We start from the raw sequence: 16,593 nt of genomic DNA on the forward strand, positions 1-16,593 counted from the left end.
CGGGAAAGGCCTTCTTGCTGAATGTTAATGAAAGTAATTTATCGCTTAATGCCTCTAACAATCACAGTCTGACCGCCTTCCTTATTTGTAGAAATGCCGCTTCCGTCAGCGCCTTTGTATTTGTCGTCCTGCCATGTATGTGGGTGCAGGTTAACCATGAAAGTTTCAGGAATGCCCACAACGTCAGAGATATCGATCATCGCGCCATATTCCCAAGTGCTCAATGAGTTGTTACCCACAGAGTTGTATTTCGCATTGAATGTAGGATCTTCTCTGCGGTGGTTCATGCGAAGCATTGCTTTGCTTTGTTTTGTAGCAATGTTGTACTGCCAGATCGTTCCGTCGTGATCATTGTTTTTGTAAAACGAATCACCGTCTTCCTGCACATAAACGTAATTGTTTGTCACGCAAATGTTGTCAGGATTTACAATGAAGCTTCCCGGCTTTTCTTCGCCGTCCATGATGATTTCCAGCTTGCCTTTCAATGGGTTAGCAGCATCAAAATTCAAACGATAAACGCGTCCCCACATGTTTTTGCCAGCAACCGGAGTCACTTTATCAGCCTGGCTCACGCCTGTTGCTGTGAAGTAAATCTCACGTCCCACGCCATTTCCGCCTTTGCGGTAATCGATGTCTTCCACACGCGCAAACTGGATCATTTTCTTATCCACCGTCTGTGCCTGCAACTCAGTTCCTGTGCTTGTTTTAACATTGTCAAAAGGAACAAATTCCACGTCATAGGACTGGCCTGGCTGCATGTCTGTTTCAACACTTTCCTGGTTTGTCCGACGCAATGCATATAGTTTTCCATTGTTCAAATCACCCACAACATCCGATACATAAAGCACCAATTGGCCATTTGTATCATCTTCTCCAATCACAATGACCGTTTTTCCTGCGAATGCATCCTTAGGAAGCGGAACTGCATTCTCTGCATTCCATTTACCAAAAGCACTCACTGTACGCGTCTTGTTTTTCTTATCCGCCGCCGCGAAAGGATCGATGGCATGCGTCATGGACTCAGAATTACTTTCACCAGCCGTCAGGAATAAAGGACCAAAACCATGTTCCTGCGGTGTTGCAAGCGTTGCAGAGCAAAGTCTCCACTGACCGCCTTCCGCATCCACAATGTATTCACCTTTAACCGGTTTCAACTCTTTATCCAAAAACACACGTGACACCGAGAATAGGATTTCGTGGTTGTTAATCATCACAAAACCTTCGCCGTTCGGATTTTTCACAAATGCGCCGCCATCTGGCTGAGCACCGTAAATGAAGTCAGGCGAATCCTGCAATTTGTCGTCAGAACTGATCAGCGTTGTGATTTTCAGATCTTCAAATCCGGGAAGGGATTTAACAAGCGCCGGGTTAACGGAACGGTCGATGAGTTTGGAAGAATCAACCGGGATGCCGTTGTGGTCCTGCACGGTGCAGCCGAATGTGATCGCTCCCAGGAGCAGCGCAGTGGCTCCTGTTTTCTTTGCGTTTGTAAAATACATATGCATGGTGAGATAGTTTTTTACAAATCTACCCGAACGCCGCATGCTGCACATTACCAGAATGTTATGCAATTGTGAAGAAACGTATAACCAGTCCGGGTGCGGACCATTACATTAAAAACAAAGTTGCGACAGACACCAGCACGAGGGACAGCATCATGGACAGGAAAACAAGAATCGACGATTGCTCTTCATCCGCTTTGAGGAATGCAGCGAAAACGGTGACATTCGCCGCGATTGGAAACAGGGGCACGAGGGCAAGCATTCTAAAATCTTCTTCTTCGAGCTTTTTGGCAATCAGCGACGCTCCGTAGGCGATTACGGCCATAAGCAAAGCCGCAGCAATGGTGCGGACGCCCAGCAATTTGAAGAAATAACCGAACTTGATATTTTTGAATTTCACATTGGCAAGCTGAAATCCAACGATCATCATGCCGGCTGCTGACACGGCAAAACTGACAACTTTCAAAGCAGGCTTCACAGCTTCCGGCGTCTCGATGCCTGCGATTTTACAGATAATTCCCGCAACAAAAACATAGAGAAACGGGATTTTGAACATTTCCTTTAACGCTTCCCCGGACGAAAGTTTGGTTTTGGCAACCTGATAATAGCCGATCGTATCGCCATATAATGCTGAACCTAAGTAAATGCAAATGAGCACACTAACCTTATCTTCACCAAAAAGTGCCGTGACGGTTGGAATGCCAAAGAATGCGATGTTGAAGAAAGAAAAAGAGCTGCGCAGCAGCAAAGGATCCGTTTCAGAACCAAGTTTGTTGTGCGCGCCTATGGCCACGAAATTCATTCCCAAAGCAAGCAAAAATGTCAAAACCGGCAGGATCATGAGCTTGGAGGATTCGGCGTCGAGCATGTTGGTGAACACCAGCAGCGGCAACAGCACATTGATCAGCGGCTTGCTGATGTAATCGGAATTGAAGTCAAACTTTTTGCTGATGAAATAGCCGGCCGGAATAAAAGCCATGACCGGCAAAAGTTCCTTGTATAATTTAAGAAGCGTTTCCAATGATCTGGCTGATAAGGTGGCGGCTCAAATTGCCAATCATTTTTACATTGAACCAAACTGCATTCACATCCAGTAGCAGCCCGTTTGTGATGTGACCGATTGCGTAAAAATTGGGATAAGGCACATGGCCGGTGATGACCTGCATCGTTTCCGTGTTGATTTTAATGCCGCCTGCGGGTTCAGGTTCGATGATTCCACCTTTTGCCAGATTTTGAATCAATTCCGATTTCATCATTTCCACAGAAGCGGCTGGTCCGGTTGCATTGATGATGTATTTTTCAAATGCTTCTTCCCCGTCGTCATAAGTGAGCTGAAATGCATTCTTTTTTTCGTCAAAAACAACATCTTGCAAAAACGGAACGACACGCAACTGCGCGCTTTTGAAAAGTCCGTTTACGCGTTCTGCATTTACTAGCGGCATGCAATGGCGGTTGACAGACCAGTAATTTCCAAGCCATTTTTTGAATTTCAGCTTTTCGCTTTTGTCGAGCCATTTCCACATTTCCGAGCTTTCATAGCGCAGTGAATAGGGAATGTTGGTCAATGCATCGCCACCGTTCTTGGCGATTTCAATGTCTTGTGCCAAAAGTTGATCAGCAGGCTTGTCTGTCCGTTTGGTCGCTTTCCAATCGATTTTCCCTCCTGCATATGCTTCTGCTTCGCGCATGAAGAGCCGGAAAATTTCTTTCACAGTCGGGTTGCGGAGCTCATTTCGCTGGATCTGATGAAGATTTCTTATTGTAATGTGTTTGCAATCGACCATTTGCTGGGATTGCGACTGCACGCGCGGCATAAGGCCGTCAGGAGAATAGCATGTGATTTTTCCTTTATAATCATTGTCGGTCAATGTCATGAGCGCGTCAACGGCGCTCAGGCTGCAACCCAGAATGCCAATGTCCGCATGCTTTGGAATGTTTTCGAGAATGGCAGAAGATGGCCACGGCGAGCCGAAATAGTTTTCTTTTCCTTCCAGATCCGGATAATTATTGGCAACCGGCGTGCCAGGCGAAAGCACTAAAAAGTCACAAGAATGCGTCTCATTGCCAGACATTTGAACCTCAAAACCGGCTTCAAGTTGTTTAACATGGATCGCGCTGGCGTGGATAACCTGCACGTGCATTCCCTCTTCCTGGGCCAGTTTAAAATAATGTTCAAATTGCTCTTTGAGATAATCGCCATAAAGGCGCCGCGTGGTGAATGCCTCATTTTCACCCTGGTTATCGACCACTTCCTCCGCCACCCGATGTTCGTGCGCGATCAGCCATTCGCTGAAATGCTCGGGTTCGGTAAAATGAATGCCCATAAGGGAAGCCTGGGTGTTGAGAATATGACCCGGTTGTTTCGTGCCAAATGCTAATCCCTTCCCGACTTCCTCATTCTCCTCGATGATTGTTATGCTGACTTGCCGGTGACGCCCAGCGATGCGTAATTGAAGAAAAAGCTCGATAAATGCTGAAATTCCGCAGGCGCCTCCGCCTATAATCGTAATATTGGTAAGACTCATTTTTTAGATTTCTGATTGCTTTCCGCCCGGTTTAAAAGCGGATTTCAATCAGAGATCTAAAACAATCATGCTCAAATTGCCTCCTTAATCAAGGTTCAATCGTTTGGATCGAGCCGTCAGCATTGCGGATCAGCTCCCGGACTTTGATATTACGCAAATGCGTTTTGTTTGAGATCTCGGTGTCATGATAGAAAATATACCATTTCCCCTCAGTCTCCACGATGGAATGATGCGTGGTCCAGCCAGAAACTGGTTTCATAATGACCCCTTGGTAAGTGAAAGGGCCGTAAGGTGAAGTGCTGGTGGCATAACACAGCAAATGCGTGTCGCCCGTGGAATACGAGAAATAATATTTGTCTTTAAACTTGTGCACCCACGCGCCTTCGAAGAAACGGCGGTCGGCGTCGCCAGCCAAAAGTGGTTTTCCTTCTTTATCAGTGATTTGCACGTCCTTTACAGGCTCGTCAAAGGCCAGCATGTTGTTGCTCAGCCGCGCGACTTTTGCGCTGAGCGCCGGCTCGTTCTCATGGCCTTTACCCAAATCCGTGGTCAGCGATTTATCGTATTTTCCGGTGTGCCAGCGCTGCAATTGTCCGCCCCATATGCCACCGAAATACATGTAAGATTTGCCATCCGAATCTGTGAACACAGCCGGATCAATGCTGTAACTGCCTGCAATGGGCTTTGGCTCGGCTTTGAAAGGACCGGTTGGTGATTTGCTCATGGCCACGCCAATGCGGAAAACGTCTTCTTTGTCTTTTGCAGGAAAATAAAGATAATAAGTCCCGTTTTTAAAAGCTGCGTCGGGTGCCCACATTTGTCTTCCTGCCCAGGGAACGTCTTTCACGTCCAGCGCAACGCCGTGATCGGTGACCTTCCCTCCTATTTTATCCAATGAATAAACATGGTAATCGCGCATGTTGAAATGCCCGCCTTCATCGTCCTGCGGCACATTTGCTTCAATGTCGTGCGAAGGATAAATGTAAATCTTGCCATTAAAAACATGCGCTGACGGATCAGCGGTGAACAGGTCCGAAACGAGCGGCTTGATTTTAGCGGGTGCATTTTGTGAAAAAACATTACCCGCAGCGATTGAGGAGAATGCCAGTGTGGCGAAAAGATATTTGTTAAATGAATGCATCGTTAATTGAAAAAGCAAGGTGAAATCAAGCATAGTAAGGCCGCTTGTTTACCAATTTACTGTTGTGGATACAAACGCACATGGATGATTTTAATCAAAAAACCCGGGAAGCTGATTTGTCACTCCCCGGGTTGATTTTGTACAGTTATAACGCTTGTTATTTCAAGTCCCAGAAGATCCTGGATGTCACCAGATCGCCGCCCATGGCCGTTGCCGCCGCGCGGTAATTGGCATTATTCAAATTTTGCTCCGTAAACGGATACGGAAAACGCAACGGCATTTCGGATTGTGCAAGCGCCGGTTTTACTAAGACCGGAAAATCGAGCCTCCGCCATTCTTTCCAGCCTTCCACGGGTTGGTTGTATAAGGCAATCCACTTTTGTGTTCCAATGTTTTTTTTCCAATTTGCTGCATCGAAAGCAACGGCTGGTTTGGCCAGATAAGCAGCTGCTTCTGCCGCCGTGCCGCCCCAATCTGCAACAATGGATGACGTTACGGCTTTATTATAATGATCTTTGGCCACGCCGGGAACATTAAAACCCCTCGATTTTGCCTCGGCTAGTAAAAACTCGACTTCTGTGTAAGAAAGCAGTACGCCGGGCAACAATGGATCGCGCAGCACCTCACTCGGTTGTGCAAACGCCACATATTCATTGGGAGCGCCGTAAATTCCTCCTACAAATTTGCCTGCATTGGCCCCTTCGGCGGCGGGTCGCAAATATTCGTCAAGCCTCGGATCGCCCGTTGCAGTGAGCGCATTTACGAATGTGTTGGCGCCCACATTGTCGTTGCGTTGTCGCAAATTGTCATAAAGCGGATTGGCGGTGGGCGGATTGGCGGTGTAATTTAATTTCGCTTCATCTGCATTGGAGGCAAAAACATGCGCCGCTGCCTCTTCGGAAATCTTCTTGCTGACAGCAGGGTCAATGTCGGCGAGGGTTATTCCAAACCGCAGTTTGAGCGAATGGGCAAATTGAATCCAGCGTTCAATGTCACCGTCATAAAACAGCTCCTGATCCGGAAAACCCGGTGCTGCTTCATCGAACGAACCGATTGCCGCATCCAATTTTTTAACCAGATCAGCATATATCGCCGCGTCGTCTTCATAGCTGGCCTGCACATTGTTAATGTCCATCGCCTGGCTGTAAGGAATGTTTCCAAAAGTGTTGACCAACACGGACCAGGCATAAACTTCCAGCACTTTAATCGTCGCGAGCTGATTGGCCTTCTGGCCTGCCGTAAGGTCCATGTCTGCCTCGACTTTGGCTTGCGCCTCGCGAAGGTCACTCAGCACATCCTGGTAAATGGTGTCCCAAAAATTCCTGTTGATCTCCCTCGCATTGATGTTATACTGACTTTCATCCGGATATTGCACGGCCGCCCAGTATTGCAGATAATATCGGAACGGGTTGATGTTGTAATCACTTGTGGTGATGACATTGGAAAGATTAAATTCTGCATTGGCCACGAGCGTGTAAGCAGGGACTTCTGCGGCTTTTTTGGGATCGACATTGTAGTCGTCGTCGAGGTTGTTGACGCACGCCGTTGTGAAAAACAGCGTTGAAACGCCTAATAACAATATATTTTTCATGGTTGTTTTAAAATCTGAATTTGATATTGAAGCCAATGTTGCGAGCCGATGGATAAGCTCCGCCGAGATAACCCATTCCCAGGTTACCCGCGCCAAAACCGGCTTCCGGGTCAGAGTAAGGCACGTCCTTTTGCATAATCCAGAGGTTGCGGCCTACGAGTGACAAGTCAATTCCTTTGAAAACTTTGAGTTTGGAAATCACGCTTGCGGGTAAGGCATAACTCAGCGACGCTTCGCGCAGCTTCACAAAACCTGCGCCGTAAATGTGACTTTCGTTGGGACCGTTGGAACCTAAAGAGCTTTCTGTGTTTTCAAGTCTGACGTCGTTGGGCGAGCCGTCTTCTTTTACGCCGTCAAGCAAAATGCCGCCTCCCTGCGCAACCGGGAGTCTTGATGGGTTTCCCAATTCGTTCAATCCGGCAGTTTCGGGATAAAGTCCGGTTCCGAACCCGTAATAAGTGTCGAGGTTGTAAAGCTGCCCGCCTTTTTTTACGTCAACCAAAAAATAAAGCGACAAACCTTTATAACTAAATGTGTTGGAGAGCCCCCCGATCCATTGTGGATTTGGATCGCCAATTTCCTTCGTTGGCGATGACTTTAAATACTGCCCGTCTTCATCAATGATGCGTTTTCCGTTCTCGTGCAACACATAACCCGAGCCGCGCAGGATTCCGAATGGTCGCCCGATGGCCGCATTGGATGTCACGCTCGTCTGATATGTGGCCAGGATCATGTTTTCGCCCTCGGCAAGCGCCACAACCTTGTTCCGGTTTCTGGACCAGTTTGCATTGATCGTCCAGCTGAATGATTCGGTTTTTACCGGCGTTACAAACAATGTCAGTTCCAATCCCTTGTTCGCCACTTCGCCCGCATTGACATATTTATAACTGTAACCTGTCGTTGTCGGCACCGTCACGGGCAGAATCTGGTTCAATGTCCGCGCCTTGTAAGTGGTGAAATCGAAGCCTAAGCGATTGCTTAAGAAGGCCATTTCCAAACCGAATTCCGAGCTTTTGGTCCGTTCTGGTTTCAGAGTCGGATTGTATCTTGTGTTTGGGACCGAGTATAACGGAATGCCATTGAAGCCGCCGACCGGACGTCCGATTTCTTCATCCTGTTTGTTGTAATATTTTCCTGTTGCAGCAAAAGGCGCATCGCTGCCAACTTCTGCATAATTGCCCCGCAGCTTGCCATAGGATAGCCAGGGCACGTTTTTCAACATTTCTGAAAATACAAAACTTGCCGCCGCGGATGGATAAAAGTATGCGTTGTTCGCTTTCGGCAATGTGGACGACTGGTCTCTGCGGGCTGATAAATCTAGGAAAACCGTTTCCCGAAAACCCAATGTGGCACTTGCAAAAACACCATCAACGGCAATGTTCCGCTCGCTCTCGATGGGCGGCGAAAGCAGGCTTTTCGAATTGGAAAGGGAATATAATCTTGGCACAACCAACCCGCCGCTTGTGGATGCGTCCAGTGAATTCTGTTTGGACCGGCGCATGTTCAGGCCTAAAAGTCCGTTAAGGGAAAGTTCTTTGGTGATGTTCCTGTTGAAGTTTGCAAAAAGATCAAAATTGAATTCGCGGAAAGTGCGGTTGTAACGCGAATAACTTGGATCGCCGTCATTCGTCGTGCTGCCCACGGCATATCTTTCTTCCTGCAATTCATCATAACTGTCCAGCGAAACGCGCCCGGTGATTTTCAGCCAGGTTGCCAGATCGTAAATCGCTGCAACATTGCCGAATGTCCTGTAACGCTCATCATTTTCAAAGTTCTCATATCGGGTAAAGTAAGCATTGTCGGAATAAGCCGCGACGAGTTCACTTGGGCTGCTCCAATTCCAGCTGATATTTTTCCGCTGCCTGAAATAAGCCTCTTTTTGCTCTTTGATATCCACATTGGTCTGGAACCATTGGCGGAAACCCAGCATGTTGTTGCTCGACGAATAGCCAGAGCCATAACGCCCCAAACCTTCCTGCTGCGTGAAATTGACATTCGCCTGGGTTTGTAGTTTTGGCGTGAGGTGCAGCGTGCCGCCAAAACTTACCATATTTTTGTTGATGTGGCTGTTTGGGACAATTCCTTTATCCGTGCTCCGCGTAAACCCGAGCTTGAAAGCAGCTTTTTCATTGCCGCCGTCCACCATGATGCTGTTATTGGTGGAAACCGATTTTTCGAAGAAATATTCCGGACCGTGCTCTGCCGCAACCCAGGGCCTCGCTTTTCGATAATTTGGCGAAGCTGGATCGAACGCATCCCATTGATAAACCTGAATGTTGGGATCAAACTTGAATCCATAGGAAGCGTCATCTGAGAGTCGGACAACGTTGTCTTTCTTGCCATCTCCATCCACGTCAAATAAAGCCCATTTTTCTACATAACCTCCTCCATATTCTTTCTGGTAAACCGGCAGCGTTTTCTTATCCACTTTGCCCACGGTCACGCCAGTGTTAATCGTCACGCCCAATCCCTTTCTTCCTTTTTTTGTTGTAATCAAAATCACCCCATTGGAAGCGCGTGAGCCATATAATGCCGTTGAAGCCGCTCCTTTGAGCACACTTACAGAAGCAATGTCGTCCGGGTTGATGTCGGCCGCGGGGTTTCCATAATCGTATCCCCCGTTGCCCTGGCTCTGACTGCGCGTGTTTGAAACGTCGTTGTTGACCGGGACGCCATCAATCACAAACAATGCCTGATTGTTTCCGGTAAGCGATTTTGTGCCGCGAATGACCACATTGGCCGATCCGCCGAGCGTGTTCGTTTGTGTAATGTTAAGACCCGCCACTTTACCCGCGAGGGAATTAATCATGTTCGGGTTGCGGCCTGCCGTGACAGACGTTCCGTCAATCTGCGTGGCGGCATAAGGCAGCGAATTCCGCGTCCGCTCAACGCCCAAGGCCGTTACAACAACTTCACTGAGCTGTCGCGAATCGGGCTGCATGGCCACATCAATATTCCGCGCATTGCCAACGGGCACTTCAATGGTTGCAAAGCCGATGAAGCTCAATACAAGCGTTGCCGAACCGGTCGGCACTTCCAGTTTGAATGTTCCTTCCGTATCCGATGCTGTGCCAAGCTGTGTTCCTTTCACAAGAATGTTGACGCCCGGAAGCGCTTCTCCTGTCGATTCATCGGTCACCTTTCCGGTGACCGTTCTGTTTTGTGCGAGCAGCGGCTGACCGGCGCAACCCAACATCAAAAAGAAGATCAGTAAATGTTTTTTCATGGTCATAATAGGAAAAATTGAACGAATGGAGGGAAATAAGAAGGATTAACGGACATTAAAAAAAGCCGTCGGTAGACAACCTGAAAAGTTGTACGAACGGCTTTCGTCTACAAAATGGGGATCAACTGTTTAGCTTGTCAAGGATTTTTAATCTCTTTTTAACATGCTTTTAACTCCTTATTAAGGTTTAGTTCCGGTTTTTGTACTCAGATTGACTTGCCAAAGCTCAGTGCTTGCTACTCCTAATGAATGTTTAAAAAATTAGTTAAATATTTTTCCTTTTTGCTGGCGTTCCAACTGAGCGCATACAGCTTTGTCTCCGTATATGCATCCGGAACGCATGACAGCGCTTCCTCCATCACAATCGCTTCTTTTACGAAGCACTTTAACCTCTTTTGCACAACCGGCAACACGGGCAGTTCCATTCAAAACAGCCAACTTGATGTGCAGGAGCATATTAAGTTTATTTTTGAAGAGAAAAACGAAGAGACATTAAGACCTATTCTTAAAAAGACGTATAGTCTTGGCAGTCACTTTTTTGCCCGTTTCTACACATTAAAATCCAATTTTTTCTTTGGGTTTGTCAAAAAGCAATTTTCAGTTCCAAATCATTGGTTCTATTGCTCTTCTTATCGCTACATCTCCCTCCAAGTGTTGAGGATTTGATACAAGCATTCTGCGCGAACCATTTCTAACAATAATATTTAATAATTAGCAAAACCATCATGAAGCGAATTCTCATGGTCATCGGCATGTGTGCAATGTTGTTCCACACAGGTTGTGAGTCCAAAAAAGAAGAAAAAGAGGAAGAAGTAAAATTCCTCGTGACAAGCCCCTTGCAAAAAGACACCCTGGTTACAAAGGAATATGTAAGCCAGATCCGCGCGATCAGCCACATTGAGCTGCGTGCATTGGAAAAAGGTTATTTGCAAAACATCTATGTAGACGAAGGGCAGACTGTTAAAAAAGGGCAGTTAATGTTCAAAATCATGCCGATGCTCTATCAGGCAGAGCAGCAAAAAGCACAGGCGGAGGCCAATTTCGCGGAGATTGAATTTAAAAATACCAAGTCGCTGGCCGACAGCAATGTGGTTTCCAAAAATGAGCTGGCACTTGCCAAAGCCAAACTGGACAAAGCAAAAGCAGAACTCGGACTGGCCACAACGCACCTTGGGTTCACCGAAATTCGCGCGCCATTTAATGGCATTATGGACCATTTTCAGGTAAGGCTGGGAAGTCTTTTGGACGAAGGCGATTTGCTGACAACGCTTTCAGACAACAGCGAAATGTGGGTTTATTTCAATGTTCCGGAAGCGGAATATCTGGACTACAAAGCCAATGAAGCGACCGCTGGTATGCTGAATGTTAATCTTCGCATGGCCAATAATCAAATGTTCCCGCATTCCGGCACAGTGAAAACGATTGAGGCGGATTTTAACAACGAAACGGGTAACATTGCTTTCAGGGCAACATTCCCTAATCCGAAAAGACTTCTGCGACATGGCGAAACAGGAAATGTGCTGGTAACAGTGCCACTTAAAAACGCATTGCTGATCCCGCAGAAAGCCACTTTCGAAGTGCTGGAAAAGAAATATGTTTATGTGATTGATAAGGACAACAAAATCCGTTCGCGGGAAATCAAGATCGAAGCTGAGCTTCCCCACATTTTTGTCGTGAAATCCGGTTTGAAACTGGAAGACAAAATCCTTCTGGAAGGCTTGCGCCAGGTAAAAGAAAACGAAAAGATCCACTCGACATTCGTGAAACCTGATTCTGTGATCTCCAATTTAAGTCTGTACGCCGAATAGTCAGGTATCTTCAAAAGCACAAAAAGACATGTTCAATCAATTCATAAGAAGACCTGTATTTGCAATCGTGATCTCGATCATGATCGTATTTATAGGCATCCTGGCAATTGAGAAATTACCGATTTCTCAGTTCCCGGACATTGCCCCTACCACCGTAAACATCTTCATCGCCTACCCTGGCGCGAGTGCCGATGTTTTGGTAAAATCAACATTAATCACACTTGAACAGGCCATTAACGGGGTTCAGGACATGCGGTATATTGCTACCGATGCAACGAGTGCGGGGGAGGCGACGCTCAGGATCATTTTCGAGCCCGGCACTGACCCGAACGTAGCCGTAATCCGGGTAAAAACAAGGGTGGATCAGGTTATGCCACTTTTGCCGGAACTGGTTCAGCGCGAAGGGGTTATCATTTCGCCGGTTCAGCCAAGTATGTTGATGTACGTTAACCTTTATTCCAAGGAAAAAAGCATTGACGAAAAATTCCTGTTCAACTACGCAACAGTGAAAATGATCCCCGAGATCCAGCGGACCAAAGGGATTGCAAGAGCGCAAATCCTGGGTAGCCGCAGATATGCAATGCGTCTTTGGTTAAATCCGGAACGTATGCGTGCTTACAACATTTCCACTGAAGAAGTAATGAAGGCGGTGGGCGAGCAAAGTATCGTGGGCCGTCCGGGTCGTATCGGGCAAAGTTCTGGTATTGCTGCGCAGTCGCTGGAATATGTGCTTACTTATAAAGGACGTTACGACAAGCCGGAAGAATACGAAAACATCATTGTCCGGGCCAATGCGCAAGGCGAAAGCGTCCACCTGAGGGACATTGCCAAAGTGGAGTTGGGATCTGAATTCTTTGATATTTATTCCAATTTGGATGGTCACCCGTCAGCGGCGATCGTATTGCGCCAAAACTATGGAAGTAATGCGAGCGACGTAATCGAAGAAGTGAAAAAGAAGCTGGATGTGATGAAAGAATCTTTCCCTCCGGGTGTGGATTACAAGATCAGTTACGACGTTTCGCAATTCCTAGACGCTTCTATCGAGCAGGTTATCGACACATTGCGCGACGCATTTATCCTCGTGGCCCTGGTTGTATTTATATTCCTCGGCGACTGGCGTTCCACATTGATCCCGATCCTGGCGGTGCCGGTTTCGCTGATCGGAGCGTTCTTTGTCATACAGGCTTTTGGGTTGTCTATCAACCTGATCACGCTTTTTGCCCTTGTACTGGCGATTGGTATTGTGGTCGATGATGCGATTGTCGTCGTCGAGGCCGTCCATGCGAAGTTTGAGGAAGAGCCGGGAATTACCCCATTTAATGCGGTGAAAAAAGTGCTTGGTGAGATTAGCGGTGCCATTATCGCAATCACAGCCGTTATGGTTTCGGTTTTCCTTCCGATCTCATTTATGTCTGGCCCGGTCGGAACGTTCTATCGACAGTTTTCGATTACTATGGCCAGCTCAATCGTAATTTCGGCGCTTATCGCCCTTACGCTTACGCCGGTTTTGTGCGCGATGTTGCTTCAAAATCATCATGGACATGAGAAGAAGAAAAACCTTCTTACCAAAGCGCTTGACGGTTTCAACAGAACATTTGACAAGCTAACGGGAAGATATGTAAGTCTCTTGAAACGCATTGTTAGTCGCAGGGTTGTTACCTGGGTTGTGTTGCTAGGTTTCTGTGCAGGGATTGTTTTTGTAAACAAAATTTTGCCCGCAGGATTTATTCCAAATGAGGATCAGAGCACAATTTATGCGATCATTCAAACGCCTCCCGGTTCTACTTTGGAAAAAACCAATGAGGTTTCCCGTCGTCTTCAAAAGATTTGCGAAGAGGTCGAAGGAATTGAATCGGTTTCATCATTGGCAGGTTATGAGATCATGACGGAAGGTCGCGGTTCCAATGCAGGAACTTGTTTGATCAACCTGAAACCATGGCATGATCGCAAGCAGAATGTGAAGGAGATCATGGAAGAACTCGAAGCGGAAACAAGAGGCCTTGGCGCCGTGGTTGAATTCTTCGAGCCACCAGCGATTCCTGGTTTTGGTACATCCGGCGGTTTCTCAATGCGTCTTTTGGATAAAACATCAGATACGGACTACGCCGAATTTGATAAAATCAATAAGAAATTCATGGAGGACCTGGCGAAGCGTCCTGAGCTTACGGGCTTGTTCACATTCTTCGCAGCGAACTATCCGCAGTATGAATTGCAGATTGACAATCAGCTGGCGATGCAAAAAGGCGTGTCAATCGGAAAAGCGATGGACAACCTCAACATTATGATTGGTAGCACGTACGAACAGGGTTTTACAAGATTTAACCAGTTCTTCAAAGTGTATGTGCAGTCTGATCCAAGTTTCAGAAGGCTTCCTTCTGACTTATTAAAGCTGTTTGTGAAAAATGATGCTGGTGAAATGGTGCCTTACTCGTCATTCATGACATTGAAAAAAGGTCAGGGACCGAATGAGATCACGCGCTTCAACCTGTATAATTCAGCTGCGATCCAGGGACTTCCGGCCAAAGGTTACACCACGGCAGACGCCATTCAGGCAATCCGGGAAGTGTCGGCCAAAACATTGCCACAAGGTTACGACATTGCTTTCGAAGGTCTTTCTTATGACGAATCGATCCGTGGAAATGAGTCGCTGGTTGTATTTGCGATTGTTTTGGCCTTCGTTTACTTCGTTTTGGCAGCCCAGTACGAAAGCTTCATCATTCCGTTTGCAGTTGTGTTATCGCTGCCGGTTGGGGTTTTTGGTTCGTTCCTTTTGCTCAAATTGATGGGCCTGGAAAACAACATTTATGCGCAGATCGGTTTGATCATGCTCGTCGGGTTGTTGGGTAAAAACGCCGTATTGATCGTAGAATTTGCTGTCCAAAAGCGAAGTCAGGGCGAAACGATCCTGAATGCCGCAATTGAAGGTGCCCGAGTTCGTTTCCGTCCTATTTTGATGACATCATTCGCATTCGTTGCAGGTTTGATCCCATTGATTATCGCAACAGGAGCCGGAGCGATCGGTAACCGCACGATTGGCGCATCTGCCATGGGCGGGATGCTTTTCGGTACCATTTTCGGGGTCATTATTATCCCTGGATTATACTACATTTTTGGCACACTGGCCGATGGTAGAAAAATGATCAAAGATGAGGAGGACGGTTCGTTGACCGAACAATTCGTTCACGCAATCGACATATTCCCTCACACTCAAGAAACGCAAAATGATGAGCAATAAAAGCATATTGACCTGGGTCGGGGTCGCCATTAGTGCCCTGACTTATACCGGGTGCAACGCGCCCTCACAGGTCCAGAGATCACCCAATAAAACGTTATCAGCTGCCTACAACGGGCAGGCAGCTGATTCCAGTGCCAATGTCGGCAAACTGAAATGGAAGGATTATTTCACTGATCCTCAGCTCAATGCTTTGATTGACACAGCTTTGAACAATAACCAGGAGCTGAACATTACATTGCAGGAAATCGAAATATCGCGCAACGAGATCCGCGCCCGCAAAGGGGAATATCTGCCTTTCGTAGGTTTAAGAGGTGGCGCCGGCATTGAAAAAGCGGGCCGTTACACGCAAGTCGGTTCCAGTGAAGCAACGACGGAAATTAAGCCGGGACGGGAAACGCCTGAACCGCTGCCTGACTTCGTCGTGGCCGCCTATGCGCGCTGGGAAGTGGATATATGGCACAAACTGCGCAATGCGAAAAAAGCTGCGGTGAACCGTTATCTGTCTTCGGTGGAAGGTAAAAATTTCATGATGACCAACATCGTGGCCGAGATTGCTAACTCCTATTACGAGCTTTTAGCATTGGACACGCAGCTGAACATTATTAATCAGAACATTGAAATTCAGAACAATGCGTTGCGAATTGTGAAGATGCAGAAGGAAGCAACGCGCGTAACTGAGCTGGCCGTTCGGCGGTTTGAAGCGCAAGTGCTTAACACGCAAAACCGCCAGTTTGCAATCCGTCAGCGGATTGTGGAAACCGAAAACCACATCAACTTCCTGCTGGGAAGATATCCGCAGCCGGTTTTGAGAAACAGTCAGAACTTTGAAAACATGCTTCCGGCAGTCATTCAAGCAGGCATCCCGTCACAATTGATGGAAAACCGCCCCGACGTGAGGCAAGCCGAGCAAGATCTGGAAGCATCTAAATTGGACGTGCTGGTTGCAAGAGCGAACTTTTATCCATCGCTGGGTTTGAATGCTTCCGTTGGTCTGAATGCTTTTAACCCGATCTATCTGGGCAATGTTCCAAAGTCGCTCATGTCTACGCTTATCGCTGATATTGCAGGGCCATTGATCAACAAAAACGCGATCCAGGCAACCTACAAAAGTGCCAATGCGAAACAAATTCAAGCGATTTACAATTATGAACGCACGGTTTTGAATGCTTATATCGAAGTAGTAAACCAGTTGTCGAACATCAACAACCTGCAACAAAGCTATGCGACCAAAACGCAGGAAGTGGCAGCATTAACCGAATCCACCAACATCGCGAACCGCCTCTTCACCTCAGCAAGAGCCGATTACATGGAGGTGCTCTTAACGCAACGCGAAGCACTAGAATCCAGGTTCGACCTGATCGAAACCAAGATGCAGCAAATGAATGCAACGGTAAATATTTACCGCGCGCTTGGTGGAGGTTGGAATTGAATTTTTTGAATTGAGTAGAATTTGCTGTGGTTAAAAGCCATTGCGAGGAAAAGGCCAGAATTGCAGTGCCCCCATGAAGTATCTAACTTTTTGAAGGCAGTGCACTTCTGGTCTTTTTTTTGTGCATAAAGAAAAG

General features: G+C 47.1%; 10 protein-coding genes. 4 read left to right on the top strand and 6 right to left on the bottom strand.

All coding sequences use genetic code 11. The annotated features are described in order from the left end of the window. Positions 1 to 38 precede the first annotated feature (38 nt). From LZG73_RS06755 to LZG73_RS06780, 6 genes are all read right to left on the bottom strand, one after another. Positions 39 to 1,505 carry a PhoX family protein gene (locus LZG73_RS06755; protein ID WP_233847073.1) on the bottom strand — a complete coding sequence of 489 codons (1,467 nt, stop codon included), beginning with the start codon at positions 1,503 to 1,505 and terminating at the stop codon, positions 39 to 41. A 103-nt stretch (positions 1,506 to 1,608) separates the two neighbouring features. Next, the gene (locus LZG73_RS06760) at positions 1,609 to 2,523 is read right to left on the bottom strand and encodes an AEC family transporter (protein WP_233847074.1); all 915 of its coding nucleotides are present in this window, start codon (positions 2,521 to 2,523) and stop codon (positions 1,609 to 1,611) included. Further along, positions 2,507 to 4,027: an FAD/NAD(P)-binding protein gene (locus LZG73_RS06765; RefSeq protein ID WP_233847075.1), complete on the bottom strand. Its 1,521-nt coding sequence runs from the start codon at positions 4,025 to 4,027 to the stop codon at positions 2,507 to 2,509. Before LZG73_RS06765 ends, LZG73_RS06760 begins: the two co-directional genes overlap by 17 nt. An 88-nt stretch (positions 4,028 to 4,115) precedes the next feature. Beyond that, entirely contained in the window at positions 4,116 to 5,201 is a 1,086-nt protein-coding gene (locus LZG73_RS06770; protein WP_233847076.1) for a glycoside hydrolase family 43 protein, read from the bottom strand. A 124-nt stretch (positions 5,202 to 5,325) separates the two neighbouring features. After that, positions 5,326 to 6,759: a SusD/RagB family nutrient-binding outer membrane lipoprotein gene (locus LZG73_RS06775; RefSeq protein ID WP_233847077.1), complete on the bottom strand. Its 1,434-nt coding sequence runs from the start codon at positions 6,757 to 6,759 to the stop codon at positions 5,326 to 5,328. A gap of 7 nt (positions 6,760 to 6,766) precedes the next feature. After that, complete coding sequence (locus LZG73_RS06780; protein ID WP_233847078.1) at positions 6,767 to 9,985, bottom strand: SusC/RagA family TonB-linked outer membrane protein; 3,219 nt, start codon at positions 9,983 to 9,985, stop codon at positions 6,767 to 6,769. Positions 9,986 to 10,234: 249 nt separating this feature from the next. Between LZG73_RS06780 and LZG73_RS06785 the strand changes: the two genes are divergently transcribed. From LZG73_RS06785 to LZG73_RS06800, 4 genes are read left to right on the top strand one after another with little or no spacing between them, the layout of a single operon-like run. Continuing rightward, the gene (locus LZG73_RS06785; protein ID WP_233847079.1) at positions 10,235 to 10,651 is read left to right on the top strand and encodes a hypothetical protein; all 417 of its coding nucleotides are present in this window, start codon (positions 10,235 to 10,237) and stop codon (positions 10,649 to 10,651) included. Between the two features lie 59 nt (positions 10,652 to 10,710). Continuing rightward, a complete protein-coding gene (locus tag LZG73_RS06790) occupies positions 10,711 to 11,793 on the top strand; it encodes an efflux RND transporter periplasmic adaptor subunit (protein ID WP_233847080.1) in 1,083 nt (360 codons plus the stop codon). 28 nt (positions 11,794 to 11,821) lie between these two features. Then, positions 11,822 to 15,028 carry an efflux RND transporter permease subunit gene (locus tag LZG73_RS06795; RefSeq protein ID WP_233847082.1) on the top strand — a complete coding sequence of 1,069 codons (3,207 nt, stop codon included), beginning with the start codon at positions 11,822 to 11,824 and terminating at the stop codon, positions 15,026 to 15,028. Then, entirely contained in the window at positions 15,018 to 16,457 is a 1,440-nt protein-coding gene (locus tag LZG73_RS06800) for a TolC family protein (protein ID WP_233847552.1), read from the top strand. Before LZG73_RS06795 ends, LZG73_RS06800 begins: the two co-directional genes overlap by 11 nt. The last annotated feature ends 136 nt before the right edge of the window (positions 16,458 to 16,593 follow it).

Source organism: Dyadobacter sp. CY326 (assembly GCF_021390515.1).
Taxonomy (GTDB): Bacteria; Bacteroidota; Bacteroidia; order Cytophagales; family Spirosomataceae; genus Dyadobacter.

Bases quoted from the DNA above. Each gene is read 5' to 3' on its own strand.
- LZG73_RS06755 (WP_233847073.1), bottom strand. From the start codon at position 1,505: ATGCATATGTATTTTACAAACGCAAAGAAAACAGGAGCCACTGCGCTG.
- LZG73_RS06765 (WP_233847075.1), bottom strand. From the start codon at position 4,027: ATGAGTCTTACCAATATTACGATTATAGGCGGAGGCGCCTGCGGAATT.
- LZG73_RS06770 (WP_233847076.1), bottom strand. From the start codon at position 5,201: ATGCTTGATTTCACCTTGCTTTTTCAATTAACGATGCATTCATTTAAC.
- LZG73_RS06775 (WP_233847077.1), bottom strand. From the start codon at position 6,759: ATGAAAAATATATTGTTATTAGGCGTTTCAACGCTGTTTTTCACAACG.
- LZG73_RS06780 (WP_233847078.1), bottom strand. From the start codon at position 9,985: ATGAAAAAACATTTACTGATCTTCTTTTTGATGTTGGGTTGCGCCGGT.
- LZG73_RS06785 (WP_233847079.1), top strand. From the start codon at position 10,235: ATGTTTAAAAAATTAGTTAAATATTTTTCCTTTTTGCTGGCGTTCCAA.
- LZG73_RS06790 (WP_233847080.1), top strand. From the start codon at position 10,711: ATGAAGCGAATTCTCATGGTCATCGGCATGTGTGCAATGTTGTTCCAC.
- LZG73_RS06795 (WP_233847082.1), top strand. From the start codon at position 11,822: ATGTTCAATCAATTCATAAGAAGACCTGTATTTGCAATCGTGATCTCG.
- LZG73_RS06800 (WP_233847552.1), top strand. From the start codon at position 15,018: ATGAGCAATAAAAGCATATTGACCTGGGTCGGGGTCGCCATTAGTGCC.